19 protein-coding genes and 1 pseudogene are annotated in these 15,889 nt (G+C 45.2%); 17 read left to right on the plus strand and 3 right to left on the minus strand.

The genetic code is table 11. The features are described 5' to 3' along the window. Positions 1-11: 11 nt before the first annotated feature. The 6 genes from flgK (at position 12) to C3B52_RS24235 (ending at position 5,648) form a co-directional block, all read left to right on the plus strand. The gene (gene flgK / locus C3B52_RS24210; RefSeq protein WP_103108952.1) at positions 12-1,547 is read left to right on the plus strand and encodes a flagellar hook-associated protein FlgK; all 1,536 of its coding nucleotides are present in this window, start codon (positions 12-14) and stop codon (positions 1,545-1,547) included. A 30-nt stretch (positions 1,548-1,577) separates the two neighbouring features. Further along, a complete protein-coding gene (gene flgL, locus C3B52_RS24215; RefSeq protein WP_103108953.1) occupies positions 1,578-2,477 on the plus strand; it encodes a flagellar hook-associated protein FlgL in 900 nt (299 codons plus the stop codon). A 22-nt stretch (positions 2,478-2,499) separates the two neighbouring features. After that, positions 2,500-3,081 (plus strand): DUF6470 family protein, encoded by a 582-nt coding sequence (locus C3B52_RS24220; protein WP_103108954.1) that lies wholly within the window; start codon positions 2,500-2,502, stop codon positions 3,079-3,081. 16 nt (positions 3,082-3,097) lie between these two features. Beyond that, positions 3,098-3,520, plus strand: coding sequence for a flagellar assembly protein FliW (fliW, locus tag C3B52_RS24225; RefSeq protein ID WP_103108955.1), 423 nt, complete (start codon positions 3,098-3,100; stop codon positions 3,518-3,520). A gap of 7 nt (positions 3,521-3,527) precedes the next feature. Continuing rightward, positions 3,528-3,767: a carbon storage regulator CsrA gene (csrA, locus tag C3B52_RS24230; protein ID WP_103108956.1), complete on the plus strand. Its 240-nt coding sequence runs from the start codon at positions 3,528-3,530 to the stop codon at positions 3,765-3,767. Positions 3,768-3,953: 186 nt separating this feature from the next. Further along, on the plus strand, positions 3,954-5,648 hold the full coding sequence (locus C3B52_RS24235) for a flagellin N-terminal helical domain-containing protein (RefSeq protein ID WP_103108957.1): 1,695 nt from the start codon (positions 3,954-3,956) through the stop codon (positions 5,646-5,648). Positions 5,649-6,058: 410 nt separating this feature from the next. Here C3B52_RS24235 and C3B52_RS24240 read toward each other — a convergent pair. Together C3B52_RS24240 and C3B52_RS24245 are read right to left on the minus strand one after the other, a co-directional pair. Continuing rightward, positions 6,059-6,754: pseudogene (locus tag C3B52_RS24240) on the minus strand (DNA endonuclease); the annotation flags it as partial. Positions 6,755-6,824: 70 nt separating this feature from the next. Further along, entirely contained in the window at positions 6,825-7,076 is a 252-nt protein-coding gene (locus C3B52_RS24245) for a hypothetical protein (protein WP_103108958.1), read from the minus strand. A 143-nt stretch (positions 7,077-7,219) separates the two neighbouring features. Between C3B52_RS24245 and flaG the strand changes: the two genes are divergently transcribed. The 5 genes from flaG (at position 7,220) to C3B52_RS24270 (ending at position 10,253) form a co-directional block, all read left to right on the plus strand. Further along, on the plus strand, positions 7,220-7,573 hold the full coding sequence (flaG, locus tag C3B52_RS24250; RefSeq protein WP_103108959.1) for a flagellar protein FlaG: 354 nt from the start codon (positions 7,220-7,222) through the stop codon (positions 7,571-7,573). Positions 7,574-7,585: 12 nt separating this feature from the next. Then, on the plus strand, positions 7,586-9,133 hold the full coding sequence (gene fliD / locus C3B52_RS24255) for a flagellar filament capping protein FliD (protein WP_103108960.1): 1,548 nt from the start codon (positions 7,586-7,588) through the stop codon (positions 9,131-9,133). Positions 9,134-9,154: 21 nt separating this feature from the next. Further along, the gene (gene fliS / locus C3B52_RS24260) at positions 9,155-9,535 is read left to right on the plus strand and encodes a flagellar export chaperone FliS (RefSeq protein ID WP_103108961.1); all 381 of its coding nucleotides are present in this window, start codon (positions 9,155-9,157) and stop codon (positions 9,533-9,535) included. A gap of 10 nt (positions 9,536-9,545) precedes the next feature. Beyond that, positions 9,546-9,926, plus strand: a complete 381-nt coding sequence (locus C3B52_RS24265; RefSeq protein WP_164684907.1) for a flagellar protein FliT — start codon at positions 9,546-9,548, stop codon at positions 9,924-9,926. Between the two features lie 87 nt (positions 9,927-10,013). Further along, positions 10,014-10,253 carry a helix-turn-helix domain-containing protein gene (locus tag C3B52_RS24270; protein ID WP_103108963.1) on the plus strand — a complete coding sequence of 80 codons (240 nt, stop codon included), beginning with the start codon at positions 10,014-10,016 and terminating at the stop codon, positions 10,251-10,253. A 135-nt stretch (positions 10,254-10,388) separates the two neighbouring features. Here C3B52_RS24270 and C3B52_RS24275 read toward each other — a convergent pair whose 3' ends face one another. Continuing rightward, the gene (locus C3B52_RS24275) at positions 10,389-10,580 is read right to left on the minus strand and encodes a putative motility protein (protein ID WP_103108964.1); all 192 of its coding nucleotides are present in this window, start codon (positions 10,578-10,580) and stop codon (positions 10,389-10,391) included. Between the two features lie 141 nt (positions 10,581-10,721). Between C3B52_RS24275 and C3B52_RS24280 the strand changes: the two genes are divergently transcribed. From C3B52_RS24280 to C3B52_RS24305, 6 genes are all read left to right on the plus strand, one after another. After that, entirely contained in the window at positions 10,722-11,531 is an 810-nt protein-coding gene (locus C3B52_RS24280; protein WP_103108965.1) for a motility protein A, read from the plus strand. After that, complete coding sequence (locus tag C3B52_RS24285; protein ID WP_103108966.1) at positions 11,524-12,321, plus strand: OmpA/MotB family protein; 798 nt, start codon at positions 11,524-11,526, stop codon at positions 12,319-12,321. Before C3B52_RS24280 ends, C3B52_RS24285 begins: the two co-directional genes overlap by 8 nt. A 290-nt stretch (positions 12,322-12,611) precedes the next feature. After that, positions 12,612-13,712 carry an IS200/IS605 family element RNA-guided endonuclease TnpB gene (tnpB, locus tag C3B52_RS24290; RefSeq protein ID WP_103108967.1) on the plus strand — a complete coding sequence of 367 codons (1,101 nt, stop codon included), beginning with the start codon at positions 12,612-12,614 and terminating at the stop codon, positions 13,710-13,712. A gap of 226 nt (positions 13,713-13,938) precedes the next feature. Further along, complete coding sequence (locus C3B52_RS24295; protein WP_103108968.1) at positions 13,939-14,721, plus strand: basic amino acid ABC transporter substrate-binding protein; 783 nt, start codon at positions 13,939-13,941, stop codon at positions 14,719-14,721. Between the two features lie 139 nt (positions 14,722-14,860). After that, positions 14,861-15,535 carry an amino acid ABC transporter permease gene (locus tag C3B52_RS24300; protein ID WP_103109015.1) on the plus strand — a complete coding sequence of 225 codons (675 nt, stop codon included), beginning with the start codon at positions 14,861-14,863 and terminating at the stop codon, positions 15,533-15,535. Positions 15,536-15,626: 91 nt separating this feature from the next. Then, positions 15,627-15,824: a cold shock domain-containing protein gene (locus tag C3B52_RS24305; protein ID WP_103108969.1), complete on the plus strand. Its 198-nt coding sequence runs from the start codon at positions 15,627-15,629 to the stop codon at positions 15,822-15,824. Positions 15,825-15,889: the final 65 nt, after the last annotated feature.

The following is a 15,889-nucleotide window of genomic DNA, read 5'->3' on the forward strand; positions in this document are numbered from 1 at the left end:
GAGGTGCTAAGATGCGCTCTACCTTTCACGGAATAGAAGTGAGCAAGCGCGGGCTATTCGCTCAACAGTCTGCGCTGAATACAACCGGACACAACATTTCCAATGCCAATACCGAAGGATACACACGCCAACGGGCGAATATGCAGGCTACTCCGGGAATTCCTTACCCGGGCCTTAATAACAGCACAGAGCCAGGGCTTCTTGGGACGGGTGTTTCGGTAGTTGGTTTGCAGCGATTAAGGGAAGATTTTCTCGATGTGCAGCTTCGCACAGAAAACAAGCATTACGGCTATTGGGAAGCGCGCCGCGATGTTCTGCAAAAAGTCGAAGGGATCATGAACGAGCCTTCTGATACCGGACTGCAAAAGGTAATGGACGAGCTGTGGAAGTCCTGGCAGGACCTCTCCCAAAATCCGGAGAGCCTCTCTGCCCGCGCGGTAGTTCGCCAGCGTGCGATTGCAGTGACGGAGACTTTTGCTGCATTGAACACTTCGCTGACAGAGCTTCAGACTGATCTGGACAATGTCGTGGCATCAAAAGTAATCGACATCAACTCCATGGCCCAACAGTTGGCCAACCTGAACCGACAGATTGGCGATGTCGTACCGCATGGCTATCAGCCGAATGATTTGTACGACCAGCGTGATTTGTTGCTCGATAAGCTGGCTAAGCTGGCTGATGTGAAAGTGACGAATCTGAACAGTGGAATGATTCAAGTCACAATTGATGGCAAGGAACTGGTTAACGGTCGTAATGCGGTAGTAATGGCAGTCGAAAAGGATGCGACGACTGGCTTTAACAACATTACCTTGGGCGGAGAACCATTTGTTCCAGCGTCCGGCGGGTTGTTGGGGACATTTGAAGCTCGGGGAATTCCAGGCGTCGATCAAAATGGGCAACCAATTGTCTCGGGTCCCGTGCCAGATATAATCAGCAAGCTAAATACCTTGGTTGAGAACATGGCCAAAGAGGTCAATGATTTACATGTAAAAGGGATGAACCTGACTGATATTGAAAACAGAAAGGCGAATCCAACAGCAGCGCTGGAAGCACTCCCATTTTTCGTTCAAAAAGATGCAACCAAGCCACTTAGTGCATCTAATATGCAGGTCAATCCTAAAATTTTGGGCAGCTTGAACGCGATTGCTGCAGCACAGGCAGAAGATCCAGCTACGTCAACGGGTGTGTCTTTCCATGGGGATGGGCGTAATGCGCTTGCCATTGCTGGGCTTAAATTTAAGACTCTGTCCTTGACGTCAGGAGCATCTGGAGCAATCGAGTCTACTACATTAGATGATTTTTATCGCTATAGCATTGCACAACTTGGTGTAGATAGTCAGGAAGCCTTGCGAATGGAAAAGAACTCCGAGCTTTTAGTGGGACAAGTGGATACGAACCGACAATCGGTATCAGGTGTTTCCATTGATGAAGAGATGTCGGAAATGGTGAAATACCAGCATGCGTATAGTGCTTCTGCGAGGGTCATGACCAGTATGGACGAAATTCTAGACAAAGTCATAAATGGGATGGGACGTGTGGGGCTCTAAAGCACGTAACTATCTGAAAGGAGTATTTCCATGGCAGTTCGTGTAACGCAGACGATGCTGAACAATAATATGATGAGAAACTTGACCAATTCCATGGGAAGAATGGACAAGTTTCAGGAACAGCTCTCGTCCGGGATGAAGTTTTCCCGTCCATCTGATGATCCAGTAGCAGCGAGTCGGGCTATGTTTTATCGCTCGTCACTGATTGAAAATGAGCAGTATCAACGAAATGTAAATGAGGCTCAGTCATGGCTCGAATTATCGGATAAGTCGTTGGATGAAGCTGGGACTATTTTGCAGAGGGTAAGGGAATTAGCGGTTGCCTCGGGAAATGGTGGTCTTGGACCTGATTCTTTGGCTGCGATGGGTAAAGAGATTGCAGAGATCAGGGATCACATGGGGAACATTGCGAACCAGACCGTCGGAGGACGCTATATTTTTGCCGGGACAGATACGGTTACTGCCCCTTATGACCCTAATGATGGGGACGGGAAATTTACAAATGCCAATGGTAATGAAATTTTACTGGAGATGAACAAGGGAATTCAGTTGCCGATAAACGTGATTGGACAAGATGTGTTCAATTTTACTGGAAAAGGCGGGCAGAACATTTTTGATCTATTACAGAAGGTGGTCAACGATTTGAACAGCGGTCAGCCTGTGAACAACGAACTCGGCAGGATCGACGAGCAAATCGATAATCTACTGGCTGAGCGTGCAACTCTTGGGGCCAGGATGAACCGAATTGATTTGATCAAAGGCCGTTTGGAGAATGAAGAAGTAAGTGTCACCAAGCTGATGTCGGAGAATGAAGACGCTGATGTGGCACAGGTTATCACAAATTTAAAAATGCAGGAAAACGTACACCGCGCTGCTTTAGGCGCAGGGTCAAGGATTATTCAGCCAACACTGCTTGATTTCTTGCGTTAATGAATAGGGGAAGCAAAAAGGCATGAGACTCCCGCAATTACGTATACATCAGACCTACGCGCAGCACGGGCTGAAAATTACAAAGCCCGTCCAGGAAATTCGTCAGCCACAGGCGGAATTGAATCTACGCCAGGAACCGGCCATTTTGGACATTCGCCAAGCTAAGGGACAATTGCAAATCGATTCGAGTGCAGCACGTGAGAATCTGGATTTGAAGAGCTCTGCACAGCGAACGAGAGAAAATGCCGAGTATGGAAAACAAAAAGCTCTGGAAGCTATTGCACAAATCAGCATGGAAGGCGATCGGCTCGCTGCCATTGAAAATAAAGGGGCCAATCCGATCGTAGACATTTCCTTTGAGGAAAGCATTATTTATCAGAGCCAAGAAATCATTGCAGCAGGCTCGATTGTGGGGGACGGGATCGAAATCAGGTACGACCTCCACCCAGCCCAAATCGATGTACAGGTACGCGGCAAGCGAATGGACCCGGTTATTCACCGTCCTATCCATAACTATACGCCTGGAAAAGTGGAAGGCTATATGAAACAGTGGAATCGTGTGGATATTGATGTGGTAGGATTGTATGTAGATCAAAAGATGTGAGGTAGGAGATATGATCATGACACAATCCATGGAAACACAAAGCAAAGTGCTGTCTTTTCCAGATGGCGTGCCCGGATTTCCGCAGTTGTCACGTTTTCAATTAACACAAGAAGAGTCTGGTCAGCCCTTCTTTAACCTGAAGTCATTAGAAGACGATCAGGTAGGCTTCTGGATGGTTGATCCGTTTCCATTTTTTCCACACTATGAATTTACATTAGTCGATTCCGTAAAAAAACAACTTCATATCGAAGAAGGAACACCTGTTTCAGTCCGCACGGTCATTACTGTTCGGAACGAAGGAGAAGTCACTGTCAACCTGAAAGCACCCATCATCATCAACGAAGCTAAAGCGTTAGCCAAACAAGTCATTTTGAACGACGAAAACTACGGAATCCGCCAGCCGCTCTTTGAGACGCGGTCCTCGGCGGTTAGTGAGTAGGTGACCTATGCTTGTACTATCCAGGAAAAAGAATGAGTCGTTGATGATTGGTGACGAGATTGAAATCAAGATTATAGCTATTGATGGGGATGTAGTAAAGATCGGGATCGAGGCCCCCAGGGAAATTGATGTATACCGCCAGGAGATTTACTTGGCCATTAAGGAAGAAAACCGTCTGGCCTCGCAGACAAAGCTGGATTTGTCCAGCTTAACCCGAATGCTGGGAGATAAATCTGATGCGCAATAGCGTGTCAGATTTTTTTTGTAGATTTGTCGCAAAAAAAGTAGAAAAAAGACTAAAGAAGGAAGAACATCCCACCGATAATAGTATTGTAAGGAAAAACGGCCTAAGCGCGCGATTGGGTCGGGTTTTCCAAAATACTCGAAACCTACCACAGGGACGTGGTTGGTTACACTCAAGGAGGAAATATTCATGCGTATTAACCACAATATCGCATCTCTGAACACTTACCGTCAATTGACTGGTAACCAAGCTGCAACAAACAAAAACATCGAGAAACTGTCTTCCGGTTTCCGCATCAACCGTGCTGGTGATGACGCAGCTGGTCTGGCAATCTCTGAAAAAATGCGCTCCCAAGTTCGCGGTTTGGACATGGCTTCCAAAAACGCGCAAGATGGTATCTCCCTGATCCAAACAGCTGAGGGTGCACTGAACGAAACACACAGCATCCTGCAACGTATGCGTGAATTGGCTAACCAATCTGCAAACGGAACGAACACAGACGCTGACCGTTCTGCTCTGCAAGATGAAATGAACCAATTGACTTCCGAGATCAACCGTATCGGTAACACAACTGAGTTCAATACTCAAAAGTTGCTGAATGGTGGACTGGCATCTAGTGATGGAGCGAAGATTACCAAAGCAACCAGCGCTGGAGTTGATGGTGGTACAGCATGGGTTGCAGCTGATACAACTGGTCAAACTGGTTCTATCAAGGTAGATGGACAAACATTTGATATTAGCTCTGTTTTGGATCAAGATTGGACAGACTATAAAGGATCTGGTTCGGCTGGTACACTTGACGACTTCATTAAAGAGTTGAAAAATGTTACGTCTGGTGGAACCAAACTATCTGATCTTGTTAACATTGAGAAAAACGCTGCGGGTACTGGCTTGAAGTTTACCGCTAAATCTGATGGTGCTGCCAGCACACTCGAAGTTAAAGTAGGATCTGGTGATGATGAATCTGCAGTAATGTTGGGATACGCTGACGAAGCTGCTCTTACACTTGTTGGCGAAAAGAAAGGTACACCAACTACGATTGAACGTGCAGGTCTCCAAGGCACTGCTGTGAATTCAGCTATTTCTGTTACTGCTAATAGTGGATTTAAGTTGACTGTTGGTGGTGGTAATGAAGTTGATGTTAAATTTGATGATGCTAAAACCTATACAAATGACGACGCAGGTCGCGCAGATTTTGTAAAAGATCTGAATGCTGCTCTTCAAAAAGCGGGTCTTGATGGTCAAGTAACAGCTAGTCTGTCCGCTAATAATGAAATTCAATTGATTTCTGAAACTGGTAAAGACCTGGATATCGTAACTGGTTCTGTAACAGGTTTAACCAATACAGGAATTACTGATGCTCTTACCCCACAAAATGTTAATCAAGTAGTTGGACCTGGCGCACAAGGTTCCGGCTTCACTACTAAATTCCAAATCGGTGCTAACAAAGGTCAATCTATGTCTTTGGGAATCAGCGACATGCGTTCTGCAGCACTGGGCATCACTGGTAACGCTGGCCAACAAGGCTTCACAAAAACAAACACAGTTACAAATGGTACTAACGATATTCAAGCCGAAGCAGCTCTGAATATCTCCACTAAAGAGGGTGCTTCCAACTCCATCGAAGTTCTCGACAAAGCAATCAACAAGGTTTCCGGTGAGCGCGCTAAACTGGGTGCTGTACAAAACCGTCTGGAGCACACCATCAACAACCTTGGTACTGCTTCCGAGAACCTGACAGCTGCTGAATCCCGTATCCGCGACGTAGATATGGCGAAAGAAATGATGGAACAAACTAAGAACAACATTCTTGCACAAGCTGCACAAGCTATGTTGGCTCAATCGAATAGCCAGCCGCAAGGAGTTCTCCAACTCCTCCGGTAGGATATTCCAGGGCGTCTCATTGAGTAATTAGTGAGAGCATGACTGGGTGAATTGCTGGAACTTCCTTAGAGCCTTTGATCCCACAACGCAATCGGAAACGGTAATCGTGAAGGGTAAAAAATCAAGGGATTGGATAATCAGCAGCCAAGCTCCTGTCTCGAAAGAGTGGAGAAGGTTCAACGACTAGGACATACCACCTACAGCCTGTGGCCATGGTGATGAAGTTCGTAGGGTAGTAGGATAACTACTCGAAGTGCCCAGCCCCAAACAGGTAAAGCTGAGGGTGAAGATATAGTCTATTCTGTTACTGAAAGGTACAGTGGCAAAGCAAGCCAACCAACAACCGCAAGGCGTTCTGCAATTGCTCCGTTAATAACGGGAAACACCCTGGTCATGATGATCAGGGTGTTTCATTTTTTCGTGATACCCAACTGTCTCGCTTTATAAATAACCGACCAGTACGAACGATTGAGTTGAGAGGCAATATCGGACCAAGTCTGTCCTTCTCGATAAAGTTGGGCTAATAATTCTATTTCTTCAACAGAATAATGACGGGTTTTTTCTGAAGAGCAGAGAACTACTTGTTTATCTGTTCGTTTTTCTTGTTCCATCCTTAAGCGCTCGTTTAGATCGGTTTTGTATCTCATACTGGGGAGAGTATTCATATAGGGATTAACGATACGGAGAAAATGCTGAACTTCATGTTCTTTGTTAAGTTTTAAGATAAATCCATGACCATCTGGACGAGATGTAATAACAAAGTTTGTTCCAAATGAGTGATTTATGTGATCTTTTAATAGTTCGTTTTCGACACGAGTAAAGCATTGTGTATAAATAACGATGGCAGGATGGAGAAAGAGCGTTGTATGAGCTTCTCTTTTGGAGAGTAGTATAAGGGAGCCATCATCCAGAAACAAAGTGGTAAGGAATAGTGGGTGTGTCATCTGGGGGAGTAAGTTTTCAGGGATTATTTTGACACCGTTTTGATAGAACTGGGAGTGGAGTTCTGTGAAAAGTGGATGTGAGTAGGAATAGAGATGATTAGTCTGTGTAATATGAAATCCCAGGTCAGATAGAGCGTGCTGTTTCCATTCACGATAAGCCCGTTGTTGTTCGGAAAAATGTCCTTGTAAGCAGAATGTTTACTGCGTGGCCCCTTTGATAAAGAGGCGTCTCCTAATAGGCTTCCATAGATGATCGCCATTTGTTCCTTTGTTGGAGACAGTTGCTTGATACGTTTTTGAAAATACTCCTGCTGTGATTTTCCACTTTTTCCCTTTTTATATCCAAAAATTCTTTGCTTTTACGCAACCCCCATTTAGTTGCAATTCTCCGAACTTGATGGATGGATATTCCTGTCTGACTCGCAATTTTGTCATTTTCCATGTCGGGGTAATGCATTTTAATAAATTCCTGAACCTCTTCCATGTGGTTGAGTCTCACCTTCTTTCAATACAGGAATGTATGTTCTGATTTATTTTACCATGTTTCTATCCTGATTCCTTCTTAAATCTTTCAAACATTCTTCCGATACATACTATAGGGAGATAAAGGAATGGAGGCTATAAGTCATGGATGTTGCTAAAAATAGTCAGCCAGTGTTCGGTACGAAACCAGTAGGATTGCCCACACAAGCATCAACATCGCAAACACAAAAAGAAGGCATGCCTAATGTGGAGGGCGGAGAGCATCAGGTTTCTGAGAAAGAACTAGGGAAAGTAGTAAATGACTTAAACAAATGGGTACAACAGACACAAACCACGCATTTGCAATTTCGCTTACATGAAAAATTAAATGAATACTATGTGGAAATCGTTGATGACCTTACCAAAGAAGTTGTGCGTGAGGTGCCTTCCAAAAAGTTATTGGATGTCGCAGCAAAAATGCAAGAAATGATCGGCTTGTTGGTAGATGAGAAACGCTAAGGAGGGAATGGAATGGTTAGTCCGATTCGCCTGACCGGATTGGTCTCCGGCATGGATACCGATAACATGGTCAAAGAGTTAATGAAAGCGCAGCGTGCCCCGCTGAATAAGCTTCTTCAAAAGAAACAGTCAGATACATGGAAGCGTGATGCCTATCGTGAAATGAATGCGCTGCTCCTTGATTTTCGTTTGAATACAGTAAGCGACATGCGTCTTCAAGGTCAATACCTGAAGAAAAAGCTTGTTTCGGATAATGAATCAGTAGGAACGGTTAGACAGACTGGGACCCCTAATTTGTCTGCGTATAAGGTTGAAGTGACCGAGCTTGCTAAGGAAGCTGAACCAGCAAGATTTGATACGACCACAAAAGTTACTGATTCTACCAAAGAATTATCTGCAGTTGGTTTAAGTGGTACATTTGATTTAAGCATTAATGGAGAGAAAGTCACCATTAGTGATAAACAATCAATGGATAGTGTGGTAAGGAGTATTAATGAGAAGTCAGCTAAGACAGGCGTAGTAGCTACCTTTTTTAACAGTAAACTTATCTTTACCTCTACTGCTTCCGGAGAAAAAGCAACAGTCAAACTGGATTATACAAATAATGATAACGCAAAAGTGCTGGGCCTCGGTGACAGCAATCGTCCAGCGACAGATTTACTAACAAAAGAAGTAAATGGAACAATAGGCGAAGATGGTACAGTATTCATCAACGGGGTAAAAAACACAATCACTAGCAACAAATTCATTTACGACGGAATTGAATTTAACTTGAAATCAGAGGGCGTTATTAATGTAAACGCCACCCAAGACGAAGATGCCATTTTCGGTTCTATCAAAGGCTTTATCGATAAATATAACGAACTGATCGACAAAATTAACAAGAAAATCAGTGAGCCCCGCTATAAAGACTATAAGCCATTACTTGATGAAGAGAAAAACGCATTGGACGAAAAGCAGGTAGAAAAGTGGGAAGAAAAAGCAAAAAGTGGTGTATTGCTTCGCGACTCCAATCTCCAATCTGCCCTCACGGAAATGCGGCAAATCTTTTCTACAGCAGTTGCAGGTATTGCTGACGACAAATTTGATACCTTGAGTGACATTGGAATCACTACTGCCAAGCCAGATTCCAAATTTAGCTATGCAAACTATATGGAAAAAGGCAAACTGTATATTGACGAGAAGAAGCTCCGTGAAGCAATCCGTGAAAACGGGACGAAAGTGATGGATTTGTTCACCAAGAATCCTGCGGAGACAACCACCGATAAAGATAAAGCCGTCCAGGAGACCGGGATTGCGAAAAGACTGTATAATAGCTTGACCGGCATCATGTCGCGAATCACAGATATCGCTGGATCGTCCAGCATGGGAGATTTTGCTGACAGCTATTCCATGGGGCGACAAATGAAGACGCTCAGCAAAAGCATTGATAGCTGGGAGCTTCGTATGAAAAATATGGAAGAACGCTACTACAGACAATTTACTAAGATGGAACAAGCGATGAGCAAAGCAAGCTCACAAGGCAATTGGCTCGCCCAACAATTCGGCGGCGGACAGTAACACAAAAAGGAGCTGGATGACATGGCATACCAACAATCTTTACAAGCATACCAAACCAACTCGGTGAACACTGCCAATCCAGGAGAATTAACACTCATGCTATATAATGGGGCACTGAAATTTCTTAAACAGGCGAAAGTATCGCTTGCTGAAAAGAAATGGGATAAAGCAAATGAGTACAACAAGCGTGTACAAGATATTGTGGGCGAGCTGATCGTTTCGCTGGATCAAAAATATCCGCTAGCCAAGCAAATGTTGTCCCTCTATGAATACCTGCAAGAAAGGCTGATCGAAGCCAACATCAAAAAGGAATCTTCCATTTTGGAAGAGGTAGAAGGTCTCCTTACTCAGTTCCGGGATACGTGGAAGCAAGCCATGGTCTTGGCAAAAACACAAGGATAGTGGGATAGCGATGTCAATCCAGCTTACGAGAGATTCAGTAGAGTCGCATTTTCAACAGCTATTGCTTTTGTCACACGATCTGGAGAAGTCTGTTATGCAGGAAGATTCTGATCCAGAACAATGGTTGGAGATCATTGATAAACGTGAGCAAGCGATAGGGCATATATCGGAAGCGATCGATCAAGGCTTTGTCCTGCCAAAAGAATGGGAGCAGCAGTATGCAAAGCCGTATTTAGAGATCGATAACCGTGTGATTCCGCTCATGCAGGAGAAACAGGATGAGCTTTCCGATAAAATTGACCAGCTCAAGCGCGGTCAAGCTGCAAATAAGCAGTACGGAGGATATAGTGGTTCTCCAGCCTACGGCGCATTTTTCGACACCAAGAAATAAAAAACGATCACGGCATTTTGATAAAGTCCCTCTTGAATGAACAGGTACGTCAATGAGCCGTATCGTGCATGCTAGGAGGGCGTCTTTATGCCAAAGAAGGGTCAAAGATTCGCAACATATACACCAGAGTTCAAGCTAAAAGCTGTCAACATGTATCTGGAAGAAGGACTGGGCTACAACAGTGTGACCAAAGAGCTGAATTTAATTAGCAGCTCCTACATCAGAAGATGGGTCAAAAACTATCAGGAGCTTGGAATTCAGGGGCTCGAGGAACGGCGAGGAAAAGCGCTAACTTCTTCAAATCAAAAACCCCTATCCTACGAATGAACGGGATAGGGATCAAAAGACTTACGACGAAGAATCCGTTTCTTCGTTTTTTTCTTGCGAGGAACTTTGGGGAACCACCCGAGGCGTTTCTCCTTTTTCCTTCCCACGACTAAAGCCAGATCAACCCGACCTTATTTACACACTCAAGTCAATCTGCTTGCCAAGTGTAGGATGAGGAGCCTGTGTAGCTGCTTGCGCATTGGCGAAATCCTGGAGCATAACCATAGCGCCTGCTGCTTGTGTTGCTTGCGACATTTTCAGCATGCTGAGGCTGACGGTCTGCTGCAGCTGGCTGACCTGTGCGCCCATGAAGGAACTGATATCCATGGTTTATTGCCTCCTTTCCTGTCATCTGTGTTCTTTTCTTTATCGGATTCCATACGGTCTGCTATAATAAAAAAATTCAAAATAACCGATATACCAAGTGATAACCCATTTTAGCGGAAGAACTCTAGGAAGGTGACAACATTGTCCACAAAACGCCGCTCGCTCCTCCTGATCGGAGCAGTCCTCCTCATCTTCATCCACGCGGTATACTTAAACGGCAACCTCGCCGATCTTCTAAACATCACCGCCATTGAGCTGGTAGCGCTTGCCGTAGTGATCTCCTACGCGATCAAGCGCAAGCATCTGGACCTGAAGAAGATGATCCGCCTCCTGATCCACGGACGGGAAAGCAACGTGGAAGAAACGATCAAGCGCTTCTATTACTACGCGCTCGTCCAAAAAGAGCAGGGCTATATCGCGCTCGAAAAGGAACTGCAAAGTGAACGCGATTCATTCGTGCAGCGTGGCAGCTTGCTCGCGATCGAGGGCGTTCCAGAGGACGAGCTGCGCATGATTCTGGAAAACGAGCTCAAGGGCGAGCAATATCGCTACCAGCAAGCAGCAGGCTTTTTCCGACTCATTAGCTTGCTCGCACCTGGCATGGGGCTGGTCGGTACACTGCTCGGGATGACGGGCGTGCTGCGCTCGCTCTCTGATTTTACGCAAACGGGTCATAGCCTGAGCGCAGCGGTTGTGGCGACGCTCTATGGCGCTCTTTTGGCGAACCTGTTCGCCCTGCCATGCTATTACCGAATGATGGATTTGTATGACCGGGAAATGTTTGAAAAGCGCCTGTACATCGAGGGGTGTGTTGGTCTGCAGCGAATGGAGACACCGCGCCTGTTGTTTGAAAAACTGAACTCGTTCCTGCCAGGTGACCAGAAGCTGGTTCTTATTAAAGAAGCGGGCAGTATGAAGGGAACGATTGAAAGGCAGGATCGTTATGCATGATGATCGGCTGTATGACGAAAAGGAGCTGGAGAAAAGCTGGCTGCTCAGCTACAGCGACTTAATTACGCTACTGTTTGTCATCGTGATCATTATCGCGGCGACCTACACCTCTAACATTCAAGCACAGCGCGAAGAGGCAAAAAAGGAAGCGGTGCAGCAGCAAGCAGCTATGGAACAGGTACATGAAAGCCTGGATCTGTTAAATCTGCAAAAGCTGGAGCTGCAGCGCGAGGTTCATCAGCTGGAAGCGCGTCAAAAAGCGCTCATGGGGACCGAGGAGGGCGAGGGGACCACAGAATCTCCAAGTCTACCAAAACCGCCTGCTGGTATAGCAGATACGGGTGAGCGCGACATGGACACGGTGCGAACGCAGCTGTCCTCCGCCTTGTCTGAATTGAATCTGGACTATGAAGAGACAGACGAAGGTCTGCGCATTCGTTTGCCGGAGAGCATCTTGTTTACCAGCGGGTCAGCTGAGCTGCAAGACCAGGGCAAGAAGGTAGTTGGGACGATAGCGGGGGTGCTGCAGCGCTATGGTCACATGGTGCGAATTGAAGGCTACACGGATGATGTGCCGATCAAGCGCAGCTCGTTCAAGTCAAACTGGGAGCTATCCTCTGGTCGCGCTATCGCGGTAATGCGGGAAATGGTTGATGGATATTCTATACCAGCTACACGCTTTACGGTCGCAGGATTGGGAGAAAACAAGCCACTTGTGGATAATTCCAATGACGAAAACCGAGCTCGCAATCGTCGGGTAGAGGTAATCATTTTGGCGGATAAAGAATAATTCCCATTTTTCTGATAATAAAATGATTTTGAAGAAGGATTCTTTTATGTAAGATCGAAATATATCTTACATGTAAGAATCTTTCTTTTTTTATCAACTGTGCCGTAAAACCCTTGCTTTAGTTAGGGGGATGTAAGGCACTTTGCTCTTCATCCCAAGCAAGGGTGTGTTTAATTTACAGAATTATGGAATATTTTAAAAGATATACATCCAGAGGTTTGCGAATGGAATGTAGACATCTCAAGGTGACAAAAAGTACATGGAGTCTCAAAAAGTAAGGATGATTGAGAATGCATAGAGCTTACAAATTTCGATTGTATCCAAACAAAGAACAAGCGACTCTCATCAACAAAACGATCGGATGTACTCGATTTGTATTCAATCACTTTCTTGCAAAACGAAAAGACGCTTACGAACAAGAAAAAAAAACACTCAACTACAGCGATTGCTCTGCCCTACTTACACAACTCAAAAAGGAGATAGAATGGCTGAAAGAAGTAGATTCTACAGCCCTGCAATCCACCTTGAAAGATTTGGATTGCTCTTACAAAAAGTTTTTTAAAGAGAAAAAAGGATACCCAAAATTCAAGAGCAAGAAGAATACAAAGCAATCTTACACATGCAAGATGAACATCAGAATAGAAGGAAATCGAATCAAACTCCCTAAACTTGGATGGGTTACATTTGCTAAGTCAAGAGAAGTTGAGGGGCGTATTCTCTCTGCTACTGTCAGAAAAAATCCATCGGGCAAATACTTTGTATCTGTTTTGTGCGAAACGGAGATTCAACCACTATTACTAGCACGAAAGTCAGTGGGTATTGACCTTGGCATCAAAGACTTTGCTATTCTTTCGACAGGTGAGAAAATAGCCAATCCCAAGATTCTTCGTTACTACGAAAATAAGCTTGCTACTTGGCAAAAGAAACTGTCCAGACGTAAAAAAGGTGGCCAGAACCGAGAAAGGGCACGTAAACAAGTAGCTCGTTTGCATGAAAAAATTAGGAATACCCGTAGCGACTTCTTGCATAAGCTGTCAACCAAACTGATCAACGAAAACCAAGTGATCTGTTTGGAGGACTTGACAGTGGAGAATATGGTTAAAAACCACAAGCTAGCAAAATCCATCGCGGATGCTTCGTGGTCTATGTTTCGGACGATGCTGGAGTATAAAGCGGAGTGGTATGGTAGAACAATCTCTATTGTCGGGAAGCAGTTCCCTTCGAGCCAACTCTGCTCGACACCAAATTGTGGATACCGAAACAAAGACGTGAAAAACCTCGACTTGCGTAGTTGGATATGCCCGAACTGCGGCGTACAACATGATCGTGATCAAAACGCTGCAATCAATATTGAACTAGAAGGACTTCGATTATTGAGCATAGCCAACTAAACTGTGGGACACACAGGGATAGCTTGGTGAATTTCACCCCGTTAGGAGTGACTACCCAAGAATCCCCTATCTTTAGGCATGGGGAGTGTCAATCCCAGCTTGTGCACAACGTCATGTGGATAATGTGGATAACTCTGTGGAGAACGCAAAATACCCGTGATTTTCTTGTGGACATTGTTGGGGGCAAACACAGATAAAAAGAGATAGAATCAAGGGGGATTTTCAAATGAAGATCGGGAAAAAATGGTACACCTCGCTCGCGCTGATCGTGGGTATGGGACTTATGCTCTCAGCCTGTGGATCGGGAGGTCAGCAAACGGCAGGATCAGGGGAAAAGGTCTACGTAATTGGAACGGACGCGGCGTATCCTCCATTCCAAATGCTGGAAGCAGACAAGATCAGTGGTCATGACATTGATGTGATGAACGCTGTGGCTGAAGCAGGCGGATTTAAAGTGGAGTGGAAAAACACAGGCTGGGACCCTCTATTCGATGGCTTGGACAAAGGGACGGTAGATATCGGGATCTCGTCGATTACCATTACCGACAAGCGTAAAGAAAAGTATGATTTTTCTGAACCGTATTTTGAAGCGAACCAGCTGATTCTGGTAGCCGAAGATTCACCTGTTCAAACTTTGGCTGATTTGAAGGGCAAGAAGATCGGTGGGCAAGCCGCAACAACAGGTGAGGAGGTCGTCAAAAAAGCATTTGGAGAAACCTACGAAGGCTGGAAGGGGTATGATGACATGCCATCATCTGTTGACGACTTCTTCAATGGCCGTGTAGATGCGGTTGTGGGCGACAACGGCGTTCTTCAATACTATGTGAAGAAAATCGAGAAAAAGAAGTTCAAGCTCATCAAGGACGATTCATTTGAAAAGGAATTCTACGGCATTATGGTCAAAAAGGGCAACACGGATGCTTTGACCAAGATTAACGACGGCTTGAAAAAGATCAAGGAAAATGGAAAGCTTCAAGAAATTCATGACAAGTACTTCGGTAATAAGTAGGACTATTCGTTAGCCGGGTACGTCTATAGGGCGTACCCGGTGTTTGTGCTATAGAGAGTGCTACCAGGCTCCACCATAAGGAGTGGCGTAGCCAGCTTTCTAAGTTGTCAGCAGGAATATGCGAAAGGAGGAGCTGCCTTTGGATTGGAGCGTCATCTATGATTATCGGGAATTATTTATTCGAGGCGTTATTAATACGATATTACTGACTGCGGTAGCTACTGTCTGTGGGACGTTGCTCGGTCTGTTTATCAGCTTGGGTAAAATGTCCAGCAAGCGCTACTTGAGATGGATTTGCTCCATTTATGTAGAGCTGTTTCGAGGAACACCGATGTTGGTTCAGATTTTACTCATCCATTTTGCCGTGATACCGTCCATCTGGGAAGTTTTTTTCCCGGGACAGCCTAATCCGGAAGCGATTTATTCCGGTTTTGTCGCACTCTCCTTGAATGCAGCAGCATACATAGCGGAGATTTTTCGCGCGGGTATTCAATCCATTGATCCAGGGCAAATGGAGGCAGCAAGGTCGTTGGGCATGAGCAAAGGCTTGTCGATGCGCTTGATTGTCCTGCCCCAAGCGTTTACGCGCATGCTGCCCGCGATTGGTAACGAGTTTATCGCACTTTTAAAAGACTCTTCCCTGTGTGCCGTTATTGCTACCCAAGAATTAAATTACGCAGCCATGAACGTGGCGAAAAGTACCTTTGAACGATATCCTCCTTACTTGACTGAAGCAGCCGTGTACTTGGTGCTGACCTTGTTCTTGTCACGCGTTGTCGTGAGAGGGCTGGAGAAAAAATATTCTACAAGGTAATGGAATTTTGCTATAAATTTGGGCAAGCTAAGTCTGAATTACACGGGATACTTATCCTGATTTCCTACAAAAGAAAGGGTTGTGCTGTTTCATGCAAGGCAAAGTAAAATGGTTTAACGCAGAAAAAGGGTTTGGATTTATTGAACGTGAGGGTGGAGACGATGTCTTTGTTCACTTCTCTGCCATTCAGTCTGATGGATTCCGTTCGTTAGATGAGGGACAAGCTGTAGAGTTCGACATTGTGGAAGGTGACCGCGGTCCACAGGCAGCCAATGTCGTCAAATTATAAAATAATTTGAACTCCTGGTTACGTCATGCTTTTTGGCGGAGCAGCGGCTGTATTCATACTGGATC

It is taken from the genome of Brevibacillus reuszeri (assembly GCF_002897295.1).
Lineage (GTDB): Bacteria > Bacillota > Bacilli > Brevibacillales > Brevibacillaceae > Brevibacillus > Brevibacillus reuszeri_A.